We start from the raw sequence: 24301 nt of genomic DNA on the forward strand, positions 1-24301 counted from the left end.
GTCAGTTCTCCAGAACGCTGAGCAGGCCCAGGGGCAGCGGCACGTCCATGACTTTATCGAAGAGCACGTACAGGCCGATGCTCATCAAGGTGATGATGATCACGCTGGGCACTGCGCGGCCGCCGTACAGCAGGGCCATCGGAATGCCGATCAGGATGCTGCTGAGAATGAAGCCCAGGGGTTCGAACATCCCGGCGAACACCAGCAACAGGCCGATGCACATGGCGATCTTCTTCAGGGTCGGACGGTCCAGCGGCGGTTCTTCCTCGCTGTGCACGATCGGAGTGGGACGAAACACCAGGTACAGCAAGGCCAGGCTCATCAGGCCCAGCATCAGCAGCGGGTAGGCACGCGGGCCGACCGGCTCATAGGAAAAGGGCGCCTGATACGGCCAGGCCATCAGCGCCAGACCGGCACAGACGAGCAGCAACAGCAGGGCGAAAAGCCGTTGAACGATCATGATCATGGTCATGTTCCTTCGTGAAGAGTGAAGGTGGTGGTATCAGGGACAAAGCCTTCGCGGGCAGAGACCCGCTCCCACAGGGGTTCAAGATATGTACGCCTGTGGGAGCGGGTCTCTGCCCGCGAAGAGGCATCACAAGGCCCAGCCCGATTACTGAACCAGCCCGAATTCCTTGGCCAGGGTCTTGTACTCGGCCACCTGTTTCTTCACGTAGGTATCCAGCTCCGGCCCGGTCATGGCGAACGGGAACAGCTCGCGCTGGTCACGCAGCTTGGCGAACTCTTCGGATGCCAGCAGCTTGTCGAACGCCGCTTTCCACCAGTCGTATTCCGCGTCGGTCACTTTCGGCCCGAGGTAGAAGCCGCGCACCACCGGCCAGACAATGTCGTAGCCCTGTTCCTTGGCGGTCGGGATGTCCTTCATTTCCGGCTCGTCCAGACGCTTGTCGGAGAACACCGCGAGCAGCCGCATGTCGCCGCTGAGGATGTGCGGCATGGAGTCGGAGATGTCGGTGCTGCCCACCTGGATGTGGCCGCCGAGCAGGGCCGTGGCGATTTCGCCGCCACCTTCCAGGGCCACGTAGCGCAGGTCGCGTGGGTTGATCCCGGCGGCCTTGGCGATCAGCGCGGTCTGCATCCAGTCCTGGCTGCCGACGGTGCCGCCGGAGCCGATCACCACCTTGCTCGGATCGGCCTTGAGCGCCTTGACCAGGTCATCCAGGGTCTTGTACGGCGAGTCGTTCTTGACCGCGATGGCGCCATAGCTGGTACCGACCGCCGCCAGCCAGCGCACGGCGCTTTCGTCGAAACGACCGAACTTGCCTTGAGCCAGGTTCAGCAGCGAGCCGCTGGACCAGGCCACCAGGGTTCCCGCATCGGCCGGACGCTGGGCCACCACGGCGTTGTAAGCCACGGCACCGACGCCGCCAGGCATGTAGGTCACACGCATGGGCTTGGACAGCAGTTTCTCGTTGACCAGCGCGCTTTGAGCGAGTTTGCAGGTCAAATCGAAGCCACCGCCAGGCGAGGCTGGGGCAATGCATTCAGGACGTTTGGGTTCTTCCTGGGCGAGCAGCGGGGCACTGATGAACAGGCAGCTGACGGCCAGGGCAAGCGGACGCATGGCGCGGATCATGGGTGTTTCTCCATTGTTGTTCTTGTTATCGAAAACGTACGGTGACGTTTGCGTGGCCGGTCTCTCGGTACCCGCCTTGCTGAAACCATATGTCGCGAACCTTTCACCAAGCTTTCAGTGGCTGCCAATCTGCCAAGACTGCTTCACAGTGCGGCGAGGCCCTGTAAACTCGGGCCCATAAAGCGCTTGATGAGCCGTTCGCGCAAAGTTTCGGTGGCAGCCAGCACCGGACTGCGGCGGCATCATCTCGACCTGAAAAAGATTGGCCGTGAGGAATACCGATGCGTGTCCTGCTTGTAGAAGATCACCTGCAGTTGGCCGAAAGTGTCGCCCAGGCGCTGAAGGCCACCGGCCTGACCGTCGATGTGCTGCACGACGGCGTGGCTGCGGACCTGGCCCTGGCCAGCGAGGAATACGCTGCCGCCATATTGGATGTCGGCCTACCCAGGCTCGATGGTTTCGAGGTGCTGGCGCGCCTGCGGGCGCGGGGCAAGAACCTGCCGGTGTTGATGCTCACCGCGCGCAGCGACGTCAAGGACCGCGTCCATGGTCTGAACCTGGGCGCCGACGACTACCTGGCCAAGCCGTTCGAACTCACCGAACTCGAAGCCCGGGTCAAGGCGCTGCTGCGGCGCACCGTGCTTGGAGGAGAGCGGCAGCAGCGCTGCGGTCCGCTGGCCTACGATCTGGATACGCGCCGCTTCACCCTGGGCAAGGAGCTGCTGACCCTGACCTCCCGCGAGCAGGCGGTGCTCGAAGCGCTGATCGCCCGGCCAGGACGGGTGATGAGCAAGGAGCAGTTGGCGGCCCAAGTGTTCGGGCTGGACGAAGAGGCCAGTGCCGACGCCATCGAGATCTACGTGCACCGCCTGCGCAAGAAGCTCGACAAGCAGCCGATCGCCATCGTCACTTTCCGGGGTCTGGGCTACCTGTTGGAAAGCCGCGATGCGTGAGGTCAGCAGCCTGCGTTGGCGGTTGCTGTGGAACCTCGCGATGCTGCTGGTCTTCCTCATGCTGGCCAGCGGCCTGAGTGCCTACTGGAACGGGCGCGAAGCGGCCGACACGGCCTATGACCGGACCCTGCTGGCGTCGGCGCGTACCATCGCCGCCGGGCTGTCCCAGCGCGATGGCACACTCAGCGCAGACGTGCCCTACGTGGCGCTGGATACCTTCGCCTACGACAGCGCCGGACGTATCTATTACCAGGTCAACGACATCGACAACAAACTGATCTCCGGCTACGAAAACCTGCCGGCGCCGCCCAAGGGCACGCCACGCACGGACGATTATCCGGCCCTGGCCACCTTCTACAGCGGTCGCTACCTGGGCCAGGACGTGCGCGTGGTCAGCCTGCTCAAGGCCGTCAGCGAGCCAAACATGATCGGCATGGCGGAAATTCGCGTGGCCGAGACCGAAGAGGCGCGTGTCTCCATGGCCCGCAGCCTGATGGCCGACACCTTGTTGCGCCTGGGCATGCTGGGAATCGGCGCGTTGCTGCTGGTGTGGATCACGGTCAGCGCCGCGTTGCGGCCATTGGAGCGGCTGCGCGACGAAGTCGAGGACCGTCAGCCCGATGACCTGCGCCCCTTGCCGCTGGTGGAGGTGCAGCGCGAGCTGTGGCCGCTGGTGCAGGCGCTCAACCATTTCACCGAACGTCTGCGCGTTCAGTTCGAGCGTCAGGCGCAGTTCATCGCCGATGCCGCCCATGAGTTGCGCACGCCCCTGGCGGCACTCAAGGCGCGCGTCGAACTGGGCCTACGTGCCGAACAGCCGGAGGTCTGGCGGACCACGTTGCAGGAAGCGGTGCAGGGCACCGACAAGCTGACCCACCTGGCCAACCAGTTGCTGTCCCTGGCCAGGGTCGAGAACGGCGCCCGGGCCATTGCCGAAGGCGGCGCCCAGCGTCTGGACCTGAGCCAGCTGGCCCGCGAGCTGGGCATGGCCATGGCGCCTTTGGCTCATGGCCGGGGGGTAGCCTTGGCACTGGAGGCCGACCAGCCGATCTGGCTGCGCGGCGAGCCGACGTTGCTCAACGAATTGCTCAGCAACCTGGTGGACAACGCCCTGGCCCACACCCCGGCCGGCGGCAACGTCATCCTGCGCGTGCTGGCCCCCGGCATCCTCGAAGTGGAGGACGACGGGCCGGGTATTCCGGCAGATGAGCGCGATCGCGTGTTCGAGCGTTTCTATCGGCGCAACCCGCACAGCGCCGGTACCGGACTGGGCCTGGCGATCGTCGGCGAGATCTGTCGCGCCCACATGGCGCGGATCAGCCTGCACGATGGCGCCCGAGGCGGTTTGAAAGTGCGTGTCGACTTTCCGCTCTAGCTGAGCAGCGTCTGTGCGTGCATCAAGTCACTGGCCAGCAGCACCGGGCTCTGCTTGATCTCCAGGCGTCGATACGCCGGGTGTTCGACCAGGGTCGGCAGGCCGGTGTTATGCGGCAGGCGCAGCAGGGTGGCGATCATCACCAGGTCGCCGTAATCGGTTTCCGTGTTGTCCCGGTTCAGATCCAGGAACTGGCCGGGCACCTTCGCCAGTATCGCCGGGAAGTCCCACTTGCGCAGAATGCGGTCGCCAATCTGTGGGTGGATGTGCTCGATGACGTGGCTGAGGCAAACAGGGTCCGAGAGCAGCTCGTTGTGCTCTTGGGCGTAGGTCAGGATCGGCAGTACGCCGATCTGGTGCACCAGGCCGGCGAGGGCGGCGCGGTCAGGCTTGAGCGATGTGAAGCGCCGCGCCAGTTCGGTGCACATGCCGGCCACTTCCAGGCTGGTTCGCCAGGCCTCACGCATCCGGCTCTGCACGGCAGGGGCGCGGGCATGGAAAATCTGCTCGATCACCAGACCGATGGCCAGGTTGCTGCTGTAGTTGACACCCAGGCGATTGATCGCCGTGCGCACGTCGGTCACTTCGAAGCTGGCCCGCAGCAGCGGGCTGTTGACCACCTTGAGCAGACGCGCCGAGAGCGCCGCGTCCTGGCCGATGACCTGGCTGAGGCGATTGACGCTGACGTTGTCGTCCTCCGCCGCTTCGCGGATTTTGATGGCCACTTCCGGCATGGTCGGCAAAACCAGGTCGTCTCGCTCGATGGCGGCCAGCAAGTCGCGTTGTACTGTATCTGCCAGCTGGTTCATTCGGCGCCTCGGCATCGCGGTGGTAGAGTGCGCAGGCCCTGTGCAGGGCGCTGCTAGCGCTGGGCAGGACGCTGCTAGCGCTGGATTTCTCGGTCTCGATCAAGTGTATAGGGCAAGGTGAGAAGTTCCAGCGCCGGACCTTCAAGGCTGCCCAGATGGATGCGACCATCTTCGACGGCGTTGTCTTGGAGTACTGCCAAGGCCTCATAGCCATCGGCCGTCGGTGCGGCCAGGGCGATCTCGCCGATGGCGCTGCCGTGCACCGGCGAGAACAGCCCGGTGCCTGGCTCCGGTCGTGTCGAACCGGCCAGTCGGACGTGGTAGAGGCGGCGCTTGAGCTTGCCCAGGTACTGCATGCGCGCGACGATTTCCTGGCCGGTGTAGCAACCCTTCTTGAAGCTCACGCCGCCCACGGCCTGCAGGTTGAGCATCTGCGGGATGAACAGCTCGCGGGTCGGTTCCACTACTTGACCGATACCGGCGCGGATCTGCCCCAGCAGCCACTCGTCGAGCGAGCCCTGAGCCAATTGTTCACCCAGCCGCGCGGCCAGATTTTCCGCTTGCTCGGCAGGCGCCCACAGCTCGGCTCGGGCGGGGGATACCCGTACCGCGATCAGCGCGCCATGGCGCACCACCGCGTCGGTTTCCAGGGGCAGTTGCAGGCCCAGGGCAGTCAGAGCGCCATCGCCATGCTGTACGCCGAAACGCACCCAGGCGTCGCTTTCGTCGGTCAACTTGGACTTGGAGAACACGGCGTACTTTTTCAGGTCGGCCAACTGCGCTTCGAGCAGGCCGCGAGCCATGGCCAGCACGCAGCCATCGCCTTGCAACAGGATGCGGAAGCTGGACTGCATGCGGCCTTTCTGGGTGCAGCGCGCACCGAGGCTGGCAGTGTGCTCGTCCAGGTAGTTGAGATTGCAGGTCAGCTGGCCCTGCAGAAACTTGCTGGCGTCCGAGCCGCGAACGGCCAGGACGCCCTCGTGGGTCAGGGTGCAGAACATAGCGGTATCGGACATGGGTCATCGCTGAGTTGAAAAGAATGGACATCATCATAGAGCCCCGCACCGGGGGAATGCTATCCCTGCGGCCCTGACACCCCATCGGCGCGTCTGTATACTGCGCGCCTATTCAAGGAGCCCCCCATGGTCGAAAACGTTGAACTCAACCGGCTTTACTGGCACAGCCGCCGCGGCATGCTGGAGCTGGACGTGTTGCTGGTGCCTTTCGTCAAGGAAGTCTATCCCCACTTGAATCAGGTGGATCGTGACCTCTATGTGCGTCTGCTCGAATGTGAAGATCAGGACATGTTCGGCTGGTTCATGGAGCGCAATGAATCGCAGGACCCCGAGTTGCAGCGCATGGTCCGGATGATCCTGGACCGTGTCCAGCCCAAGTAACCGCTTCGAATGCCACTGGCAGCCTTCACGACGGCTGCTGGCGCTCTACGCACTGGCGCAGGCCGCCGCCTGGCTGGCGAACGGCTTGATGGAGGCGCCGGTGCTCGTGCACTTGGCGGCCGGGGTGCTGTGCATTGCGCATGGGCTTTATGTGCTGCCGCGACAAGTGCTACTTGTTCACCCGCAGGCTGTGACCGGTCTACGTCGCGATCGCAGTGGCTGGTCGGTGTGGACCGAGGCCGATGGCTGGCAGGCGGTGCAACTGCGTCCGGACAGCATGGCGCTGCCGCAGGTGGTCATTCTGCGATTCCGCCTGGCAGGCCAGCGCCGCGTGCGCAGCGCCTGCGTGCTGCCCGACGGCCTGGAAGCAGACACTCACCGGCGCTTGCGTCTGCGCCTCAAATTCAGCCGACGAAGGTGGGCGGCTGCAGGATAGTGTCCTGCGCCTGCGGCAGCAGGTCCGGATAGTCCAGCGTGTAATGCAGGCCGCGGCTTTCCTTGCGCTGCATGGCCGACGTGATCATCAGCTCGGCCACCTGTGCCAGATTGCGCAGTTCGATCAGGTCCCGGCTGACCTTGTAGTTGCTGTAGAACTCGTCGATCTCGTCGAGCAGCAGGCGAACACGATGCTGCGCGCGCTGCAAGCGCTTGGTGGTGCGCACGATGCCTACGTAGTCCCACATGAAGCGACGCAACTCGTCCCAGTTGTGGGCGATGATCACGTCTTCGTCCGAATCGGTCACCTGGCTCGCGTCCCACTGCGGCAACGGCCCGGGCGCTTGGGTCTGGTCCAGTTGCGCGACGATGTGCTCGGCGGCCGAGCGCGCATAGACGATGCACTCGAGCAACGAGTTGCTGGCCATGCGATTGGCGCCGTGCAGGCCGGTGGAGCTGGTCTCGCCAATGGCGTACAGGCGGGGGACGTCGGTGCAGCCATGCTCATCGACCCGCACGCCACCGCAGGTGTAGTGCGCTGCGGGCACGACGGGAATGCGCTCGCAGGTGATGTCGATGCCGAATTCCAGGCAGCGCTGGTAGACCGTTGGGAAATGGCTGCGCACGAAGTCCGCCGGCTTGTGGCTGATGTCCAGGTACACGCATTCGGCACCCGTGCGCTTCATCTCGTGGTCGATCGCGCGCGCGACGATATCGCGCGGTGCGAGTTCTGCACGTGCATCGAAACGCGGCATGAAACGTTCGCCATTGGCCAGCGTGAGCAGGGCGCCTTCACCGCGCAGCGCCTCGGTGATCAGGAAACTCTTGGCCTGGGGGTGGTAAAGGCAGGTGGGGTGGAACTGGTTGAATTCCAGATTGGCCACACGACAGCCTGCGCGCCAGGCCATGGCAATGCCATCGCCGCAGGCGCCGTCGGGGTTGCTGGTATAGAGGTATACCTTGGCAGCGCCGCCGGTGGCCAGTACGGTGAAGCGCGCCCCGTGGGTGTCCACTTCACCGCTGCGGTGATCCAGCACATAAGCGCCAAGACAGCGATCCTCCGTGCGGCCCAGGCGCCGTTCGGTGATCAGGTCGACGGCAGCGCACTGTTCCAGCAACTCGATGTTCGGGCGCAAGCGCGCCTGGGCCAGCAGGGTGTCGAACAGAGCCGCGCCGGTGGCATCGGCCGCATGGATGATGCGGCGCTGGCTATGGCCTCCTTCGCGCGTGAGGTGAAAGGGGAAGCCGGTATGCTCCGGATCCGAATCATCTTCGCGGGTAAGCGGCACACCCATTTCGACCAGCCACTGAATCGCTGCGCGGCTGTGCTGCACCGTGAAGCGCACCGCTTCTTCATTGCACAGGCCGGCGCCGGCATCGAGGGTGTCCTGCACGTGAGCTTCCACGCTGTCGGAGTCTGCAAGCACGGCGGCGACCCCGCCTTGGGCCCACGGTGTGGAGCCGTCGCCGAGCCCGCCCTTGCTGATGACCGCGATGCGCAGCGTGGCGGGCAATGCCAGCGCAAGGCTCAAGCCCGCGGCTCCGCTACCGATTACCAGAACATCGTGTTGCCGTTGCTTACCCATTCGAAGGTCATCCGCATGCCGAAAGTAATGTCGCGTGAGTCACCATCCACCGCGCCGTTCGCGCCCGTTGTGCACATCCCGCTGGTATATCCAAGGGGGTAGCGGCACAATAGCGGCACCTTCGACACACGATGGAATCGTTTCCCACCGGTATGGCGCGGCATTTATAGCAGCCACATCAAGGCTTGCGCTATGGCGGCAGGCACTTTGGGCCGGTAGTCGGGCTGAACCACCTCAGTCCCAGGAATCCAAGGCCTTTGTGTGTAGGGCTTCACCTTCGTATTTGTGGGAACTTTCCTAGAACCCCTGCAATCAATAGAAGGTTGCCCGTAAGAAGGAAACAATGCCGAACAACGAGCGCACCGGCTAGGTCCGGGTGCTGTCATCGGTGAAAAGATTATCGGCGCAGCTCGGCACGTTCGAGCTGCGCTTTCCGTGCAGGCTTGATCCGGGCCTGCGGGAAACTTGCCTGGAGGGGAGAACTTTTGCGAATAGCCCGAGTCTATGGTTGCAAGCCTGAACGATGGCCTGAGCAGCGCTCCTTCCGGACCCATGAGGAGTGTTCATGCTAACCCAGGAAGAGGATCAGCAGCTGGTCGAGCGTGTACAACGCGGTGATCGGCGAGCTTTCGATCTGTTGGTGCTGAAATACCAGCACAAGATTCTCGGGTTGATCGTGCGATTCGTGCACGACACCCATGAAGCCCAGGACGTGGCGCAGGAGGCTTTCATCAAGGCCTACCGCGCATTGGGCAACTTTCGCGGAGACAGCGCGTTCTATACGTGGCTGTATCGCATCGCCATCAATACGGCGAAAAACTATCTGGTGTCCCGCGGACGCAGGCCACCGGACAGCGACGTAAGTTCTGAAGATGCAGAGTTCTATGACGGCGATCATGGCCTCAAGGACCTCGAATCTCCAGAACGTTCATTGCTGCGCGATGAGATCGAAGGCACCGTCCATCGAACCATCCAGCAGCTGCCTGAAGACCTGCGCACGGCATTGACGCTGCGCGAGTTCGACGGTCTGAGTTACGAAGACATTGCCAGTGTCATGCAGTGTCCGGTGGGGACCGTGCGGTCGCGGATTTTCCGTGCCCGGGAAGCCATCGACAAAGCCCTGCAGCCGTTGTTGCAGGAATCCTGAGACAGCGGCGATAGCCAAGAGAGGAACGCCATGAGTCGTGAAGCCCTGCAGGAATCGCTGTCCGCAGTGATGGATAACGAAGCGGACGAATTGGAACTGCGTCGGGTACTGACCGCGCTGGACGATGTCGAGGTCCGTGCCACCTGGGCACGGTACCAGCTCGTTCGTGCCGTCATGCACAAGGATCTTCTGGATCCGTGTCTGGATCTGTCGGCGGCGGTGTCGGTAGCCATTGCCGAAGACATCGCCCCAGCCCCGGCTGCTCGCGGCCCGTGGCGCAGCCTCGGTCGTCTGGCCGTTGCGGCATCGGTGACCGTTGCCGTGCTGGCCGGTGTTCGCCTGTACAACCAGGACGACATCACCGGGTCCGAGCTCGCTCAGCAGCAGCCAGCTCAGCAAGCCCCGTCGACCCCGATGGTGCAAGGTCCAGCCGTGCTGGCCGGTTACACACCGGACAGCTCCGATGCGCCAGGCCCGATGGCCAGCGGTGTGCTCAAAGGCGAAGAAGGTCTGAACGACCAGCGTCTGCCAGGTTACCTGCGTCAGCATTCGCAAGAAGCCGCTGCCAAAGGTTCTGACAGTGCCCTGCCATCCGCCCGCTCCGCAAGCATGGAAAACCGTTAATCCCGATCATGCGTGCGGTCCTGTTTCTGCCAATTCTACTTGGCCTGGCCGCACCAGCCATTGCTGCACCCGATGCGGCTCAATGGCTTGACGCAATGGCGCAAGCCGAGCGTACGCAGGATTTCCAGGGGACGTTCGTCTACGAACGCGACGGTGACTTTTCTACCTACCAGATATGGCACCGCGCCGGTAACGGCGCGGTGCACGACCGTGTGCTCAAGCTCGACGGCGTCGCCTCCGAGCGCGTGCAGACCGACGGTCGGCTGACCTGCATGACAGGCAGTCCAGCGTCCGGGGTTGGCAAGGTGTCCGGCAGCGCTGTCGCTACCCTCGATCCGCTCAAGCTGATGTCGTGGTACCAACTGCGTGTGGCCGGTGCTTCGCGAGTCGCCGGGCGCGACGCTGTGGTCGTGACGATGGTGCCGCGTGATCGTGACCGCTACGCCTTCGAAATGCACCTGGATGCGCACACGGGGCTGTTGCTCAAATCCCTGTTGATCGACGCCAAAGGCCGTCTGCTCGAACGTCTACAGTACACCCAGCTTCAGCCAGGAGCACCTGCGCCTGTCGACTTGAAAGCAACGCCAAATTGTAAGCCTGTGTTGCATGCGAGCAGCGGGTCGATCCCCGGCAATGCCTTGGCCTGGCAGGCCAAATGGATACCTGCCGGCTTCGAATTGGCGCGTACCGCTCAGCGCAAATCTTCTGCCAGCAACGCCGAAGTAACCAGTTTGCTGTACGCCGACGGCCTCGCGCATTTCTCCGTGTTTCTTGAACCACTCAATGGCGCTGCAGCGCGCGATACCCGCGTCCAGCTGGGGCCGACGGCGGCCGTGTCGCGTCGCTTGAAGTCTTCGGACGGCGAAATGATGGTCACCGTGGTGGGTGAAATTCCCTTGGGTACAGCGGAGCGAATTGCCCTGTCGATACAGCGGCAAGACATTCATGCCGTCCGCTGAAGGGTACGCGCCTCATGGCGCGGTCATGGCCCTCGCTAACGCTTCATGCTTGGATAATCATCGAGCGTTAACGTGAAACCTGTTTCATGCGGGTTGCAAACCGCCGATTTTTTTCTTATAGGTCTGTGCTTCGGGGGCGGACCGTTTTGGTCGTCACAGGTTCGCTGCCGTGCGCCGCAGTCAAGCATCGATTCCGCTCTGCGCTGAATTCGCCTTCAGCGGCTGCACAACCCTAATGCTCAACCACGCTCGTTACGAACGGGAGCCGTATGTCGATACCACGTTTCAAACCCTTTCTTTCACTGTTCGCGGCAGTGCTGATGCTGGGCCAGATCGCCAGCGTCCAGGCTGAAGCGCTGCCTGATTTCACGACACTGGTCGAGCAGGCGTCGCCTGCCGTGGTGAACATCAGTACCACGCAGAAACTGCCGGACCGCGGTGTGGCTGCAAGCCAGATGCCGGACCTGGAAGGTCTGCCGCCGATGTTCCGCGAGTTCTTCGAGCGCAACATGCCGCGCGGCGGACCACGGTCTCCGCAGCGCGGCGATCGGCAGCGCGAAGCGCAGTCGCTGGGCTCGGGGTTCATCGTTTCGGCTGACGGCTATGTGCTGACCAATAACCACGTGATCGCCGATGCCGACGAAATCATCGTGCGTCTGTCCGACCGCAGCGAGCTCAAGGCCAAACTGGTCGGCACCGATCCACGGACCGACGTGGCGTTGCTGAAAATCGATGGCAAGAACCTGCCCACAGTGAAGCTGGGTGATTCCGCCAAGCTTAAAGTGGGCGAATGGGTGCTGGCCATCGGCTCGCCGTTCGGCTTCGACCATTCGGTGACCAAGGGTATCGTCAGCGCCAAGGGGCGTACCTTGCCCAATGACGCCTACGTGCCGTTCATCCAGACCGACGTGGCCATCAACCCAGGCAACTCGGGTGGTCCGCTGTTCAACATGAACGGTGAAGTGGTGGGTATCAACTCGCAGATCTTCACCCGCTCCGGTGGCTTCATGGGCCTGTCCTTCGCCATTCCGATCGACGTGGCCCTGGATGTGTCGGATCAGCTCAAGAAAGACGGCAAGGTTAGCCGCGGCTGGTTGGGTGTGGTCATTCAGGAGGTCAACAAGGACCTGGCCGAGTCGTTCGGTCTGGACAAGCCGGCCGGCGCACTGGTCGCGCAGGTGCTCGAAGACGGCCCGGCCGCCAAGGGTGGCTTGCAGGTGGGTGACGTGATCCTGAGCATGAACGGCCAGCCGATCGACATGTCGGCCGACCTGCCGCATCTCGTGGGCGGTCTCAAGGCCGGTGCGAAGGCGAGCCTGGAAGTGATCCGCGAAGGCAAGCGCCGCACCATCGACGTCACCGTCGGCGCGATGCCCGATGACGATCAGGACCTGGATGCCGGTGCCAAGGCCCAGACCGAGCGTAGCAGCAACCGCCTCGGCGTCTCGGTCGCGGAACTGACTGCCGAGCAGAAGAAGTCGCTGGAGCTCAAGGGCGGCGTGGTCATCAAGGAAGTGCAGGACGGTCCGGCGGCACTGATCGGCCTGCAGCCTGGTGATGTCATCACCCACCTGAACAACCAGGCCATCGAGTCGTCGAAGCAGTTCGCCGACATCGCCAAGGGCCTGCCGAAGAATCGTTCGGTGTCCATGCGCGTGCTGCGTCAGGGGCGGGCGAGCTTCATTACCTTTAAGCTGGCTGAATAAGCTTGGGGTAGGTGAACGAAAGGCGACCTTCGGGTCGCCTTTTTTGTGATCGGTGGTGTGGCCTTCGCGGGCAGAGACCCGCTCCCACACGGAACCGAGTGATCGCATGAACTGTGGGAGCGGGACTCTGCCCGCGAAGACGTCGGCACTGCCACCCATAACCCACCGGCTCCCACACCCGAACGTTATTCAGGTACAATTCCCGGCTATTTTTCGTTGGGCGTCCGGCCCGCAGCCTTTTTGAGTGTTGACCCGTGAGTGATTTGAGTCATATCCGCAATTTCTCCATCATCGCCCACATCGATCACGGCAAGTCGACCCTCGCCGATCGGTTCATCCAGATGTGCGGCGGCTTGGCCGACCGCGAAATGGAGGCCCAAGTCCTGGACTCCATGGACCTGGAGCGTGAGCGCGGGATCACCATCAAGGCGCACAGCGTCACCCTGCACTACAAGGCGCAGGACGGCAAAACCTACCAGCTGAACTTCATCGACACCCCAGGCCATGTCGACTTCACCTATGAAGTCAGCCGCTCGCTGGCGGCTTGCGAAGGTGCGCTGCTGGTGGTCGATGCGGGGCAGGGCGTCGAAGCCCAGTCCGTGGCCAACTGCTACACGGCCATCGAGCAGGGCCTGGAAGTGATGCCGGTGTTGAACAAGATGGACTTGCCCCAGGCCGATCCGGACAAGGTCAAGGACGAGATCGAGAAAATCATCGGCATCGACGCCACCGACGCCGTAGCGTGCAGCGCCAAGAGCGGCATGGGCGTGATCGACGTACTCGAGCGCCTGGTGCATACCATTCCGGCGCCTACCGGTGACATCGATGCGCCGCTGCAGGCCCTGATCATCGACTCCTGGTTCGACAACTACCTGGGCGTCGTCTCGCTGGTGCGCGTGCGCCATGGCCGGGTGAAGAAGGGCGACAAGATTCTGGTCAAGTCCACCGGCAAGGTGCACCTGGTCGACAGCGTCGGCGTCTTCACTCCCAAGCACACCGCAACGGCCGACCTCAAGGCTGGCGAAGTGGGCTTCATCATCGGCAGCATCAAGGACATTCACGGTGCGCCGGTCGGCGACACCCTGACCTTGAGCAGTACCCCTGACGTGCCTGTGCTGCCCGGTTTCAAGCGCATTCAGCCACAGGTCTACGCCGGCTTGTTCCCGGTCAGCTCGGAAGACTTCGAAGACTTCCGCGATGCCCTGCAGAAACTGACCCTCAACGATTCGTCGCTGCAATACCTGCCCGAAAGCTCCGACGCCTTGGGCTTCGGCTTTCGCTGCGGGTTCCTGGGCATGCTGCACATGGAAATCATCCAGGAGCGCCTGGAGCGCGAGTACGACCTGGACCTGATCACCACGGCCCCGAGCGTGATCTTCGAAGTGGTCATGAAGACCGGCGAAACCATTTATGTCGACAACCCGTCGAAGCTTCCGGATGTTTCATCTGTCGAAGACTTCCGCGAGCCGATCGTATCGGCGACTATTCTTGTGCCTCAAGAGCACCTGGGCAACGTCATTACCCTGTGCATCGAGAAGCGCGGCGTGCAGCGCGACATGCAGTTCCTCGGCAGCCAGGTTCAGGTTCGCTACGACCTGCCGATGAACGAAGTGGTGCTGGACTTCTTCGACCGCCTGAAATCCACCAGCCGTGGCTATGCCTCGCTGGACTACCATTTCGAGCGTTACCAGTCGGCCAACCTGGTCAAGCTGGACGTGCTGATCAACGGCGACAAGGTCGATGCCCTGGCGCTGATCGTGCACCGCGACAACGCGGCCTACAAGGGTCGTGCTTTGACCGAGAAGATGAAGGAGCTGATCCCTCGGCAGATGTTCGATGTGGCAATCCAGGCCGCCATTGGCGGACAGATTATCGCCCGGACCACTGTCAAGGCGCTCAGAAAGAACGTACTGGCCAAGTGTTACGGTGGCGACGTGAGCCGTAAGCGCAAACTGTTGGAGAAACAGAAGGCTGGTAAGAAACGCATGAAGCAGGTCGGCAACGTGGAAATTCCACAGGAAGCCTTCCTTGCTGTGCTCAGGTTGGAATAATCGAGTCCTATGTCCCTAAATTTCCCGCTGTTGTTGGTTATCGCCGTAGCCGTTTGCGGTCTGCTGGCCTTGCTTGATCTGGTCTTCCTGGCGCCACGGCGACGGGCTGCGATCGCCAACTACGAGGGCAGCGTCAGCCAGCCCGAGCCGTCGGTAGTCGAACGCCTGGATAAGGAACCGCTGCTGGTGGAGTACGGCAAGTCGTTCTTCCCGGTGCTGTTCATCGTGCTGGTGTTGCGTTCGTTTCTGGTTGAGCCGTTCCAGATCCCGTCGGGTTCGATGATCCCGACCCTGGAAGTGGGTGATTTCATCCTCGTCAACAAGTTCTCCTACGGCATTCGCCTGCCGGTGCTGGACAAGAAGGTCATCGAGGTCAACGATCCCAAGCGTGGCGACGTCATGGTGTTCCGCTACCCCAGCGACCCCAACGTCAACTACATCAAGCGCGTGATCGGCTTGCCGGGCGACCGGATTCGCTACACTTCGGACAAGCAGCTTTACGTCAACGGCGAGTTGATCGCTCGCCAGCTGGTCGGCAGCGAGCCGGGCAGTCTGGGCAGCGCCGAGTTGTACAAGGAAAAGCTGGGCGAGGTCGAACACGTGATCCGTCAGGAAATGTCGCGCTACCGTGCGCCGCCCGACAGCCAGTGGACGGTGCCCGCCGGGCACTACTTCATGATGGGTGACAACCGTGACAACTCCAACGACAGCCGCTACTGGGATGACCCGTCGATTCCCAAGGAGCTGCTGGGCATGGTCCCCGACCAGAACATCGTCGGCAAGGCCTTCGCCATCTGGATGAGCTGGCCTGAACCCAAGCTCAGCCACTTGCCCAACTTCTCCCGAGTCGGGCTGATCAAGTAGCGCTGCCGGCGCCGTCCATGGACGGCGCCGAATGTTTTCCGAGGTGTCCGGCATGAACGCAGTGAAGTCTCAGCAAGGCATGTCCATCGTCGGCTGGTTGCTGACGCTGGCGGTGGTGGCGTTCGTGGCGAGCACGGCTTTCAAGCTGGTGCCGCACTACATGGATAACCGGACCCTTTCCCAAGCCATCGAATCGATCGGCGCCGACAAGTCCGCCCGAGTCGATACGGTGGGTGAATTCTATGGCCACGTCAGCCGGGCCATGCAGGTCAACAATATTCAGGATCTGGATTTGAACAAGGTTTTGAGCGTCACCGATGCGGGCAATGTGTTTCAGGCCCACCTCAAGTATGAAAAGCGTGAGCCACTGATCCAGAATCTGGACGTGGTAGTGAAGTTCGATCGTCAGTTCAGCGTGGTCAAGCCGTGACCGCTTCCCTCGGCCGCCTCGAGCGCCAACTGGGCTACACCTTCAAGGACCAGGACCTGATGGTGCTGGCACTGACTCACCGCAGCTTCGCCGGGCGCAACAACGAGCGTCTCGAGTTTCTGGGCGATGCGATCCTCAATTTCGTGGCGGGCGAAGCGCTGTTCGAACGCTTCCCGCAGGCCCGTGAAGGGCAGCTTTCACGGCTGCGAGCGCGCCTGGTCAAGGGCGAGACCCTGGCCATCCTGGCCCGCGGCTTCGATCTGGGCGACTACCTGCGCCTGGGCTCGGGCGAACTGAAGAGTGGCGGTTTCCGTCGTGAATCGATCCTGGCCGATGCGCTGGAAGCCTTGATCGGCGCCATCTACCTGGACGCCGGTATGGAGGCAGCGCGCGATCGTGTGCTGGCCTGGCTGGAAGGTCAGTTCGAAGGGCTGACCCTGGTCGATACCAACAAAGATCCCAAGACCCGCCTGCAGGAGTTCCTCCAGTCGCGCGGTGCTGAACTGCCGCGCTATGAAGTGGTGGATATCCAGGGCGACCCGCACTGCCGACAGTTTTTCGTCGAGTGTGAAGTCGTCCTTCTGAATGAGAAAAGCCGGGGCCAGGGCGTCAGCCGTCGCATCGCCGAACAGGTGGCCGCCGCGTCTGCCCTGATCGCCCTGGGCGTGGAGAATGGCAATGACTGATGCACCCGTTACCCGTTGTGGCTATGTAGCCATCGTTGGCCGCCCGAATGTCGGCAAGTCGACGCTGCTCAACCACATCCTGGGGCAGAAGCTGGCGATCACGTCGCGCAAGCCGCAGACCACCCGCCACAACATGCTGGGCATCAAGACCGAAGGCGAGATCCAGGCGGTCTACGTGGATACCCCGGGCATGCACAAGGGCAACGAGAAAGCCCTGAACCGCTACATGAACAAGACCGCGTCGGCGGCGTTGAAAGACGTCGATGTGGTGATCTTCGTGGTCGACCGCACCAAGTGGACGGACGAAGACCAGCTGGTTCTGGAGCGCGTGCAGTACGTGCAGGGGCCGGTGATCCTGGCGATCAACAAGACCGATCGCATCGAGGACAAGGCTGACCTGATGCCGCACCTGACCTGGCTGCAGGAGCAGTTGCCGAACGCCGAGATCGTACCGATTTCCGCGCAGCAGGGGCATAACCTGGACGCGTTGGAAAAGGTCATTGCCGGGCACTTGCCCGAGAACGAGCATTTCTTCCCGGAAGACCAGATCACCGATCGCAGCAGTCGCTTCCTGGCCGCCGAACTGGTGCGCGAAAAGATCATGCGCCAGCTGGGTGCCGAGCTGCCGTACCAGATCACCGTGGAAATCGAAGAATTCAAGCAGCAGGGCAAGACCCTGCACATCCATGCCTTGATCCTGGTCGAACGCGATGGTCAGAAGAAGATCATCATTGGCGACAAGGGCGAGCGCATCAAGCGTATCGGCATGGAGGCCCGCAAGGACATGGAGGTGCTGTTCGACTCCAAGGTCATGCTCAATCTGTGGGTGAAAGTGAAGGGCGGCTGGTCCGATGACGAGCGCGCGCTGCGTTCGCTGGGGTATAACGACCAGTAATCCACAACCTGGCCTCGCGTTGGCCTTTTCGCGGCCACTGACCGCTCCTACGGGGAAGCACATCGCCGGGCGTGCGCGATCTCTGTGGGAGCGGGCTTGCGCGTAAGGCGGCGAAGAGGCCCGCCCAGACACCCGCTAACCCCGAGTCGCCCACATGTCGACCACCCCAATCCCACAACCCGCCTACGTCCTGCACTCGCGTGCCTATCGCGAAACCAGCGCCTTGGTCGACTTTCTCACCCCCCAGGGCCGCCTGCGCGCCGTGCTGCGCAATGCGCGCGGCAAGGCCGGCACCCTGGCGCGGCCCTTCGTGCCATTGGAAGTCGAGTTTCGCGGCAAAGGCGAACTCAAGAACGTCTCGCGCATGGAATCCGCCGGCGTGGCGGTCTGGATGCTCGGTGACGCGCTGTTCAGCGGCCTGTACCTCAACGAGTTGATCATTCGCCTGTTGCCCAGCGAAGACCCTCATCCTCAGGTGTTCGAACACTACGCCGCGACCCTCCAGGCGCTCGGCGCTGGGCGTGCTCTGGAGCCTCTGCTGCGCTCCTTCGAATGGCGCCTGCTGGACCAGCTCGGCTATGGCTTCGCTCTGGACGTGGACGTCAACGGTGACCCGGTGGCAACCGACGGCTTGTACCGCCTGTTGGTGGATGCCGGCCTGGAGCGCGTCGAGCTGCTGCAACCCGGACTGTTTCAGGGCGCCGAATTACTTGCGATGGCCCAGGCCAGTTGGGAAACGCCAGGCGCGCTGGCCGCAGCCAAGCGCCTGATGCGCCAGGCCCTGGCCGTGCATCTGGGCGGTCGTCCGCTGGTCAGCCGCGAGTTGTTTCGCAAGCCCTGACCAACACGTATGCTGTGCCCTGGATTTTTCGGAGAGTTCTCGTGGATACCTGTAACCGCATTCTGTTGGGCGTCAACATCGATCACGTGGCGACCTTGCGCCAGGCCCGTGGCACGCGCTATCCCGACCCGATCAAGGCCGCGCTCGACGCCGAGGAAGCGGGCGCCGACGGTATCACCGTGCACCTGCGCGAAGACCGCCGGCACATCCAGCCGCGCGATGTGCTGCTGCTCAAGGACGTCTTGCAGACCCGCATGAACTTCGAAATGGGCGTGACCGAGGCCATGCTGACCTTCGCCGAGCAGATTCGTCCGGCCCATGTATGCTTGGTACCCGAAACCCGTGAAGAGCTGACCACCGAGGGTGGTCTGGACGTCGCCGGGCAGGAAGCCAAGATCAAGGCCGCGGTCGAGCGCCTGAGCAAGCTGGGCTGCGAAGTGTCGCTGTTCATCGATGCCGACGAGCGCCAGATCGAAGCCTCGAAGCGCATCGGCGCGCCGGTGATCGAGCTGCACACCGGCCGCTACGCCGATGCCCAGACCCCAAGCGAAGTGGCCGCTGAGCTGCAGCGTATCGTCGATGGCGTCGGCTTCGGCCTGGGGCAGGGCTTGATCGTCAATGCCGGCCATGGCCTGCACTATCACAACGTTCAAGCGGTAGCGGCGATTCGCGGCGTGAACGAGTTGAACATCGGTCACGCTTTGGTGGCCCATGCGTTGTTCGTCGGGTTCAAGGCGGCGGTGGCGGAGATGAAGGCGTTGATTCAGGTAGCCAGCAGGGGCTGAAAGAAAAGCTTTCGCGGCCTATGACCGCTCCTACGGTATTCCGCCCCCGTAGGAGCGGTCAGCGGCCGCGAACGGCTCGCTGCGGTCCCGGCTCAAGGCGAAAACGGCAGCACACGTTTGTGATGCGTCTGGTCATACGCCTTGACGATAATCGCGTAGGCTTCGTCGCCCACCGGCTCGCCGTGCAGGAACGCATCGATCTGCTTGTAGCTCACGCCATGGGCGTCTTCGTCCGGCTTACCGGGCCGCAGTTCTTCAAGGTCCGCCGTTGGCACTTTCATCACCAGATTGTCCGGTGCCCCGAGGCGGCGGGCGATGGCGCGCACCTGGTTTTTCACCAGCCCGCTGAGCGGCGCGAGGTCGCACGCCCCGTCACCGAATTTGGTGAAGAAGCCCATGACGGCCTCGGCGGCGTGGTCGGTGCCGATCACCAGGCCATTGTTGGCATTGGCAATGGTGTACTGCGCAACCATGCGGATGCGTGCCTTGGCGTTGCCCATGACGAAATCGCGGCGAGCGTCGCTCAGCTCATGCAGCTGGGTAGTCTGCTGAGCCAGGCCCTGCACGGCACTGGCGATGTTGACGGTTTCTTCGACATCCGCCTTGATGAAGCGCAACGAGGCGGCGGCGTCGTCCTCGTCGTGCTGGACGTTGTAGGGCAGGCGCACTGCGATGAATCGGTAGTCGGTTTCACCCGTGCTCTCGCGCAGTTCTTCGATGGCCAGCTGTGCCAGGCGTCCGGCCGTGAGCGAATCGACCCCGCCGCTGATGCCCAGCACCAGGACCTTCAAGCCAGCCGTGGTCAGGCACTGCTTGATGAAGGCCTTGCGGCGTTCTATTTCCTGATCGATGGCGTGGTCGTCGGCGAACGGGGGGACCACGGCCAGGGCGGCGGCGATCTCGCTTTGGCGGTTGCTCATGGGCGGACTCCTTGAAGGTGGGGTTCGAGCGGGGAGGGTGAAAGCTTACATCGAAAATAGGGGGAGTGTTGGAGTGGTCATACTGGCCTCTTCGCGGGCAGAGCCCGCTCCCACAGTGTATGCACCTACAGTGGGACGCAGCGGGCTTTTGGGCAGAGGGCGAAGGGGGCGGCACTCCCAGGCGAACGTCTACATCACTTCTGATGCTTCTTGACCCATGTCTCCATCTGGTCGATCTCGACCTGCTGGGCCTTGATAATGTCTTCGGCCAGCTTGCGCATCTCCGCGTCCTTGCCGTATTTGAGCTCGATCCTGGCCATGTCCAGCGCCGCCTTGTGGTGGGCTAGCATGCCTTTGGCGAACGCCACGTCGGCGTCTTTTTCCATACCGCCTTCGTGCATGGATTTCTGCATGGTTTCCATGCTCATCATGTATTCATGCTGCATCGGCGTCATGTCGCTGTTGCTGTGCGACATCTCGGCAGCGAAGGCGGGGGCGGCCATACAGGCCAGGAGCAGGGCGGCGGTGGTTTTCATGGTAGTGACCAATCCGAGAGTGGGTTCGATGGGTTGACGGGCAGCCGTGAGGAAGGTTCCGTGTGGGGGCTGTTCGAGTGTACGCAATGTTTTCCGAAAACCTTCGCGGACGATCAAGGTCAGTCCGTGAAGGAGCGGATTTATTGGTTATCGGTTGGTGAAAGTACGTGCTGCATTCGATGAACTGGAACGCTAGACATCCTGTTCTTTGCCTGGCTGATTTCTGTTCGTACTTGCTCTTGCTATCAGTCGAGGCATCGGTTGGCTGTCATCGATTTCGTCTTCTGGTTCCATGATATGGCTGAGTGCCCTAGCAACGAGAGTGTCCAGGTTCTGATCGAACGATGTCAGGTCGTAGCTTCTCCAGGCGCCGCCGGGTGTGTTGTCGAAGCCTATGATCATCACGTCCTCGGGACAGCGCAGGCCACCTTCTTTTCTGATGGCGTCCATGACGCCGAAGGCCATGAGATCATTGGTGCAGAACACGGCATCCGGACGGCTGCCGTCAGTGGCCAGCGTACAGCCCCAATCGTATCCACAACGATAGGTGTAGTCGCCCTCGACCATGGTAGGTGCACAGGCATCAAGCGCCGCCAACTCCTGAGCAAAGCCCAGGCCACGTTCTCGATGCGCAATGTGATCTCCCGGACCGCCGATAAAAGCAAAACGTGTAGCTCCCCGTTCCACGAAGTGGCGCGCGGCCAACCGACCTGCGGCTCGATTGTCGCAGTTGATTGCCTTGATATAGTCGTTGGTAATCTCCGAGTTGAGCGTGATCACAGGGACGCGGTGAGCGGCGAGGGCTGTCGCTATATCATGTGAACCCACGGAGAGCGAACTGACGACGCCATCGATTCTGTACCCGGCGAAATCTGCAACCACCGCGTCGAGCAGACGGTCACTTTCAACCTGGATGACCATCGCCTGTTTGCCACGAGCGCTGATGCCCTTGAGAAAGGCGTCCAGTGCCATGGTGTGGAACGGGTTATAGAAACCTCCAGCCACCACGGCAATGATGTGCGACCGACCGCTCAACATCATGCCGGGCAGACGGTTGGGCTGGTAGCCCAGTTCTGCCGCAGCTTCCATGATTCGTTTGCGCTTCGCTTCGGAGACGCTACCGCCCGCTGTGAACGCCCTGGAAACCGCTGACTGCGAGACGTTGGCCAGGCGTGCCACGTCGTGGGACGTGGCGTTCGTGCGCCCTGAAGACGTCATGAAGTCATGGGCCCGGTCGGTTGGCTATACGTGTGTGGATTCACATCAGGTTCCCTGTTTTCTCGCTGGAATGCATCGAGTATTGCCGATAGTCGTTCAAGCTTTGAAACGAAATTTCAACTACCTCGTCAGCAGAGTCCAGCGTTACCGCAGTTCACCTGTTGCAACGTGCCAGCACTGTAGCAATGGAGGGCGTGACGGGTAGGGTCGGCGTCAAAGTGGCTTGATAGGCATGATAAAGATCTGCTTTGCCTTGGTACACCTGACGAGAAGGTTTGCCCTGCGGATCAACTTCGTTGTGCCAGCTGCCAAGTTGTCTGTCGATCACGTGTTGATCGACATAATTCCAGAAAGACCGATACCAGCCTTCATATTGAATATCACCTGTACGCTTGAGCAGAGTGGCTGCTGCTGTGATGGCTTCAGCCTGGACCCAATGGGCTCTGTTCTTTACGCAGGGCCTATCATCCCAACCAATGGTGTAGACAATACCGGGCCGACCGTCTGCAGCCCAGCCGGTTTCAATACCCGCATTGAACAGTTCTACCGCATCCTGGAACAGCCATGCAGGCGCCTCTTTGCCATTGGCCAGAAGCGCAGCTTCCAGCTTCACGAGTAGGTGTGACCATTCGAAGAAGTGACCGGGCGTCATCCCAAAGGGACGCAGATCATCCGTGGGTTTATCTTGGTTGTAGGCTTTATCGATATGCCAGGAGGGGTCGAAGTGTTCGGCTACGCGATAGTGATTGGCGCGGGCATGCACGTGGATCACGCGGGTCGCGATTCTGAGCGCGCGCTCGCGCCACAGGGGGGCATCCAGTACATCTGCCAGGGCCATGCACATTTCAACGCTGTGCATATTGCTGTTGGCACCTCGATAATGCTCCTCATCGCCCCAGTCGGCCGCGAAGCTTTCACGCATCGCCCCTTCGCTCTCTGACCAAAAGTGCCTTTCCAGAACGTTGACGATTGCGTCCAGAAGAACGCCCGCATTCTGCGCTCCTGCCACGCAGGCTGAGGACGCAGCCAGACCAACGAACGCATGGACGTAGGCCAGCTTCCGGCCGCATACATCGGCAGCGTCGGGTAGCCAACCGTCGTTGACGGGATCGCGTAACGGACCCAACAGCGCCGTTACGCCATGTTCGACCAGTGGCATGCACCCGGGCAGGCCGAGAATGGCCCCCAGTGCATAGGCGTGTGTCATGCGTGCCGTGATGATGGTTTCAGCCACTGGGTCAGCAGTCAGTTCACCGTGGTCATCAAGCGCGGCGAAACCGTTCGTCACTTTTGATTGTTTGGAAAAATCGAGTAAGCGCTGCCCCTGCGTATCAAGCCAATGGCTATGTCTTGGATTGTCTATCCAAGCGCAAAGGGGAGGCGCCACATAGGCGAAGGCATTATCCATTGATGATCATCCCGCCGTTGACATGAATCGTCTGCCCGGTGACGAAGGAGGCTTCTTCACTGGCGAGATAGACGTACGCCGGCCCCAGCTCACTGGGCTGTCCAATGCGTTTCATGGGGACATCCTTGCCCATGTCGGCGACCATCTGGGGATCCATGGGGCCGAAACCGGCCGGCTGGATCGAGGTCCAGACAGGTCCCGGAGCTACTTCATTCACCCTGATGCCTTTGGCGGCCAGTTGAAGGGCGAGTGCGCGAGTAAAACCTGCTTGAGCGGCCTTGGTCGTCGAATAGGCGACAAGAAACTCGTTACCGGCGAAGGCATTGACCGATGTGGTGTTGATGATCGATGCGCCTTCGCCGAGGTGCGGCAGAGCGGCACGGCTGAGAAAGAACATCGCATGGACATTGATTTCGAAGTGCCATAGCCAATCACTGTCTGATATGTCGCTCAGGTCTTTGGCAACTTTCTGGATGCCGGCGTTGTTCACCAGTATATGAAGGCTGCCAAAAGCGCCGATTGCCGTGTCGATCACTTCTTTGCACGCTTTGGGGCTGCGCAAGTCGGCTTCGATCGAAAGCGCTTGCACGCCTTCCGCCTCGATCATTCGGATAGATTCCGCCGCGTCGTCCGCCTCCTCTGGCAAATGGACGATGGCGACATCTGCACCCTCGCGGGCAAAGTGGACGGCCACGGCGCGGCCGATGCCGCTGTCTCCGCCGGTCACGATCGCTTTCTTGCCTTGCAAGCGACCCGCGCCTTTGTAAGTAGGCCGGATATGCTCGGCAGGCGGCGTCAGTTCGGTTTCACGGCCGGGCATGCGATTCTGGGATTGGGGAGGTATCTGCATTTCAGGACTCTCGATCAGGGGGTGTAAAACCTCTGATTTGAGCGAAGCAGATTCGTTGCATCGCGATGCAAAGAAATTCAGGCAATCGCGATCAGTCATCGAGGCTTGGAAAAAACCGAACGTTAACGCGGGCAAGGGATGTGCTGGTCTCCAGCTTGCGAGCTGGGTAGCACGAAGAATGTGCGGAAAAAGGCGGGGTAGGTAAACCCTTCAAGCCTCTTTGCAGAGG

The 24301-nt window shown here is 61.8% G+C and carries 25 protein-coding genes; 15 read left to right on the top strand and 10 right to left on the bottom strand.

The features are described from left to right. Window position 1: 1 nt before the first annotated feature. Together ASF66_RS20370 and ASF66_RS20375 are read right to left on the bottom strand one after the other, a co-directional pair. The gene (locus ASF66_RS20370) at window positions 2-460 is read right to left on the bottom strand and encodes a tripartite tricarboxylate transporter TctB family protein (RefSeq protein ID WP_056845167.1); all 459 of its coding nucleotides are present in this window, start codon (window positions 458-460) and stop codon (window positions 2-4) included. A gap of 153 nt (window positions 461-613) precedes the next feature. Then, window positions 614-1597, bottom strand: coding sequence for a Bug family tripartite tricarboxylate transporter substrate binding protein (locus tag ASF66_RS20375; RefSeq protein ID WP_049860713.1), 984 nt, complete (start codon window positions 1595-1597; stop codon window positions 614-616). A gap of 281 nt (window positions 1598-1878) precedes the next feature. Between ASF66_RS20375 and ASF66_RS20380 the strand changes: the two genes are divergently transcribed. Further along, window positions 1879-2550 carry a response regulator gene (locus ASF66_RS20380; protein WP_049860714.1) on the top strand — a complete coding sequence of 224 codons (672 nt, stop codon included), beginning with the start codon at window positions 1879-1881 and terminating at the stop codon, window positions 2548-2550. Continuing rightward, window positions 2543-3925 carry a sensor histidine kinase gene (locus tag ASF66_RS20385; protein ID WP_049860715.1) on the top strand — a complete coding sequence of 461 codons (1383 nt, stop codon included), beginning with the start codon at window positions 2543-2545 and terminating at the stop codon, window positions 3923-3925. Before ASF66_RS20380 ends, ASF66_RS20385 begins: the two co-directional genes overlap by 8 nt. Here ASF66_RS20385 and ASF66_RS20390 read toward each other — a convergent pair. Together ASF66_RS20390 and ygfZ are read right to left on the bottom strand one after the other, a co-directional pair. Then, complete coding sequence (locus tag ASF66_RS20390; protein WP_056845132.1) at window positions 3922-4734, bottom strand: HDOD domain-containing protein; 813 nt, start codon at window positions 4732-4734, stop codon at window positions 3922-3924. The genes ASF66_RS20385 and ASF66_RS20390 overlap by 4 nt on opposite strands. Before the next feature lie 74 nt (window positions 4735-4808). Beyond that, the gene (gene ygfZ / locus ASF66_RS20395) at window positions 4809-5750 is read right to left on the bottom strand and encodes a CAF17-like 4Fe-4S cluster assembly/insertion protein YgfZ (RefSeq protein ID WP_056845133.1); all 942 of its coding nucleotides are present in this window, start codon (window positions 5748-5750) and stop codon (window positions 4809-4811) included. 126 nt (window positions 5751-5876) lie between these two features. Between ygfZ and ASF66_RS20400 the strand changes: the two genes are divergently transcribed. Together ASF66_RS20400 and ASF66_RS20405 are read left to right on the top strand one after the other, a co-directional pair. Continuing rightward, a complete protein-coding gene (locus ASF66_RS20400) occupies window positions 5877-6131 on the top strand; it encodes an FAD assembly factor SdhE (RefSeq protein ID WP_043187050.1) in 255 nt (84 codons plus the stop codon). Next, a complete protein-coding gene (locus ASF66_RS20405) occupies window positions 6115-6567 on the top strand; it encodes a protein YgfX (protein WP_056845134.1) in 453 nt (150 codons plus the stop codon). Before ASF66_RS20400 ends, ASF66_RS20405 begins: the two co-directional genes overlap by 17 nt. On the opposite strand, the gene nadB is transcribed toward ASF66_RS20405, so the two are convergent. Next, on the bottom strand, window positions 6536-8152 hold the full coding sequence (gene nadB, locus ASF66_RS20410; protein WP_056845135.1) for an L-aspartate oxidase: 1617 nt from the start codon (window positions 8150-8152) through the stop codon (window positions 6536-6538). The genes ASF66_RS20405 and nadB overlap by 32 nt on opposite strands. Window positions 8153-8717: 565 nt before the next feature. Here nadB and rpoE point away from each other — a divergent pair. The 11 genes from rpoE (at window position 8718) to pdxJ (ending at window position 19140) form a co-directional block, all read left to right on the top strand. Then, the gene (gene rpoE, locus ASF66_RS20415) at window positions 8718-9299 is read left to right on the top strand and encodes an RNA polymerase sigma factor RpoE (protein WP_011535354.1); all 582 of its coding nucleotides are present in this window, start codon (window positions 8718-8720) and stop codon (window positions 9297-9299) included. Between the two features lie 30 nt (window positions 9300-9329). Continuing rightward, window positions 9330-9923: a sigma-E factor negative regulatory protein gene (locus tag ASF66_RS20420; protein ID WP_056845136.1), complete on the top strand. Its 594-nt coding sequence runs from the start codon at window positions 9330-9332 to the stop codon at window positions 9921-9923. Window positions 9924-9931: 8 nt separating this feature from the next. Next, window positions 9932-10882, top strand: a complete 951-nt coding sequence (locus ASF66_RS20425) for a MucB/RseB C-terminal domain-containing protein (RefSeq protein ID WP_056845137.1) — start codon at window positions 9932-9934, stop codon at window positions 10880-10882. A gap of 320 nt (window positions 10883-11202) precedes the next feature. Next, the gene (locus ASF66_RS20430) at window positions 11203-12588 is read left to right on the top strand and encodes a DegQ family serine endoprotease (RefSeq protein WP_236690508.1); all 1386 of its coding nucleotides are present in this window, start codon (window positions 11203-11205) and stop codon (window positions 12586-12588) included. Between the two features lie 254 nt (window positions 12589-12842). Further along, window positions 12843-14639 (top strand): translation elongation factor 4, encoded by a 1797-nt coding sequence (gene lepA, locus ASF66_RS20435; RefSeq protein ID WP_049860724.1) that lies wholly within the window; start codon window positions 12843-12845, stop codon window positions 14637-14639. Window positions 14640-14648: 9 nt separating this feature from the next. Next, complete coding sequence (gene lepB, locus ASF66_RS20440; protein WP_049860725.1) at window positions 14649-15503, top strand: signal peptidase I; 855 nt, start codon at window positions 14649-14651, stop codon at window positions 15501-15503. A gap of 52 nt (window positions 15504-15555) precedes the next feature. Next, the gene (locus ASF66_RS20445; protein WP_056845168.1) at window positions 15556-15933 is read left to right on the top strand and encodes a DUF4845 domain-containing protein; all 378 of its coding nucleotides are present in this window, start codon (window positions 15556-15558) and stop codon (window positions 15931-15933) included. After that, window positions 15930-16619, top strand: coding sequence for a ribonuclease III (gene rnc / locus ASF66_RS20450; RefSeq protein ID WP_049860726.1), 690 nt, complete (start codon window positions 15930-15932; stop codon window positions 16617-16619). Before ASF66_RS20445 ends, rnc begins: the two co-directional genes overlap by 4 nt. Beyond that, the gene (gene era / locus ASF66_RS20455) at window positions 16612-17514 is read left to right on the top strand and encodes a GTPase Era (protein ID WP_056845138.1); all 903 of its coding nucleotides are present in this window, start codon (window positions 16612-16614) and stop codon (window positions 17512-17514) included. The genes rnc and era overlap by 8 nt, the downstream gene beginning before the upstream one ends. Window positions 17515-17668: 154 nt before the next feature. Further along, on the top strand, window positions 17669-18355 hold the full coding sequence (gene recO, locus ASF66_RS20460) for a DNA repair protein RecO (RefSeq protein WP_056845139.1): 687 nt from the start codon (window positions 17669-17671) through the stop codon (window positions 18353-18355). A gap of 41 nt (window positions 18356-18396) precedes the next feature. Further along, window positions 18397-19140 (top strand): pyridoxine 5'-phosphate synthase, encoded by a 744-nt coding sequence (pdxJ, locus tag ASF66_RS20465; RefSeq protein WP_056845140.1) that lies wholly within the window; start codon window positions 18397-18399, stop codon window positions 19138-19140. A gap of 92 nt (window positions 19141-19232) precedes the next feature. Here pdxJ and nadE read toward each other — a convergent pair whose 3' ends face one another. The 5 genes from nadE to ASF66_RS20490 all read right to left on the bottom strand — a co-directional run bounded on the left by nadE (window position 19233) and on the right by ASF66_RS20490 (window position 24087). Further along, entirely contained in the window at window positions 19233-20060 is an 828-nt protein-coding gene (nadE, locus tag ASF66_RS20470; protein WP_056845141.1) for an ammonia-dependent NAD(+) synthetase, read from the bottom strand. A 194-nt stretch (window positions 20061-20254) separates the two neighbouring features. Then, window positions 20255-20713 carry a CopM family metallochaperone gene (gene copM / locus ASF66_RS23340; protein WP_236707132.1) on the bottom strand — a complete coding sequence of 153 codons (459 nt, stop codon included), beginning with the start codon at window positions 20711-20713 and terminating at the stop codon, window positions 20255-20257. Between the two features lie 75 nt (window positions 20714-20788). Next, window positions 20789-21775, bottom strand: coding sequence for a LacI family DNA-binding transcriptional regulator (locus ASF66_RS20480; RefSeq protein ID WP_162240095.1), 987 nt, complete (start codon window positions 21773-21775; stop codon window positions 20789-20791). Window positions 21776-21968: 193 nt separating this feature from the next. Continuing rightward, window positions 21969-23222: a D-mannose isomerase gene (locus ASF66_RS20485; RefSeq protein ID WP_056845144.1), complete on the bottom strand. Its 1254-nt coding sequence runs from the start codon at window positions 23220-23222 to the stop codon at window positions 21969-21971. Continuing rightward, window positions 23215-24087: a glucose 1-dehydrogenase gene (locus ASF66_RS20490; protein WP_442962794.1), complete on the bottom strand. Its 873-nt coding sequence runs from the start codon at window positions 24085-24087 to the stop codon at window positions 23215-23217. The genes ASF66_RS20485 and ASF66_RS20490 overlap by 8 nt, the downstream gene beginning before the upstream one ends. Between the last annotated feature and the right edge of the window lie 214 nt (window positions 24088-24301).

It is taken from the genome of Pseudomonas sp. Leaf129 (assembly GCF_001423465.1).
GTDB classification, from domain to species: domain Bacteria; phylum Pseudomonadota; class Gammaproteobacteria; order Pseudomonadales; family Pseudomonadaceae; genus Aquipseudomonas; species Aquipseudomonas coleopterorum.

Coding starts and splice junctions, on each gene's coding strand:
- ASF66_RS20385 (WP_049860715.1), top strand. CDS start 2,543: ATGCGTGAGGTCAGCAGCCTGCGTTGGCGGTTGCTGTGGAACCTCGCG.
- ASF66_RS20445 (WP_056845168.1), top strand. CDS start 15,556: ATGAACGCAGTGAAGTCTCAGCAAGGCATGTCCATCGTCGGCTGGTTG.
- nadE (WP_056845141.1), bottom strand. CDS start 20,060: ATGAGCAACCGCCAAAGCGAGATCGCCGCCGCCCTGGCCGTGGTCCCC.
- recO (WP_056845139.1), top strand. CDS start 17,669: ATGTCGACCACCCCAATCCCACAACCCGCCTACGTCCTGCACTCGCGT.
- lepB (WP_049860725.1), top strand. CDS start 14,649: ATGTCCCTAAATTTCCCGCTGTTGTTGGTTATCGCCGTAGCCGTTTGC.
- era (WP_056845138.1), top strand. CDS start 16,612: ATGACTGATGCACCCGTTACCCGTTGTGGCTATGTAGCCATCGTTGGC.
- ASF66_RS20400 (WP_043187050.1), top strand. CDS start 5,877: ATGGTCGAAAACGTTGAACTCAACCGGCTTTACTGGCACAGCCGCCGC.
- ASF66_RS20380 (WP_049860714.1), top strand. CDS start 1,879: ATGCGTGTCCTGCTTGTAGAAGATCACCTGCAGTTGGCCGAAAGTGTC.
- ASF66_RS20430 (WP_236690508.1), top strand. CDS start 11,203: ATGCTGGGCCAGATCGCCAGCGTCCAGGCTGAAGCGCTGCCTGATTTC.
- ygfZ (WP_056845133.1), bottom strand. CDS start 5,750: ATGTCCGATACCGCTATGTTCTGCACCCTGACCCACGAGGGCGTCCTG.
- ASF66_RS20390 (WP_056845132.1), bottom strand. CDS start 4,734: ATGAACCAGCTGGCAGATACAGTACAACGCGACTTGCTGGCCGCCATC.
- ASF66_RS20425 (WP_056845137.1), top strand. CDS start 9,932: ATGCGTGCGGTCCTGTTTCTGCCAATTCTACTTGGCCTGGCCGCACCA.
- nadB (WP_056845135.1), bottom strand. CDS start 8,152: ATGGGTAAGCAACGGCAACACGATGTTCTGGTAATCGGTAGCGGAGCC.
- ASF66_RS20375 (WP_049860713.1), bottom strand. CDS start 1,597: ATGATCCGCGCCATGCGTCCGCTTGCCCTGGCCGTCAGCTGCCTGTTC.
- ASF66_RS20420 (WP_056845136.1), top strand. CDS start 9,330: ATGAGTCGTGAAGCCCTGCAGGAATCGCTGTCCGCAGTGATGGATAAC.
- ASF66_RS20485 (WP_056845144.1), bottom strand. CDS start 23,222: ATGGATAATGCCTTCGCCTATGTGGCGCCTCCCCTTTGCGCTTGGATA.
- rpoE (WP_011535354.1), top strand. CDS start 8,718: ATGCTAACCCAGGAAGAGGATCAGCAGCTGGTCGAGCGTGTACAACGC.
- ASF66_RS20370 (WP_056845167.1), bottom strand. CDS start 460: ATGATCGTTCAACGGCTTTTCGCCCTGCTGTTGCTGCTCGTCTGTGCC.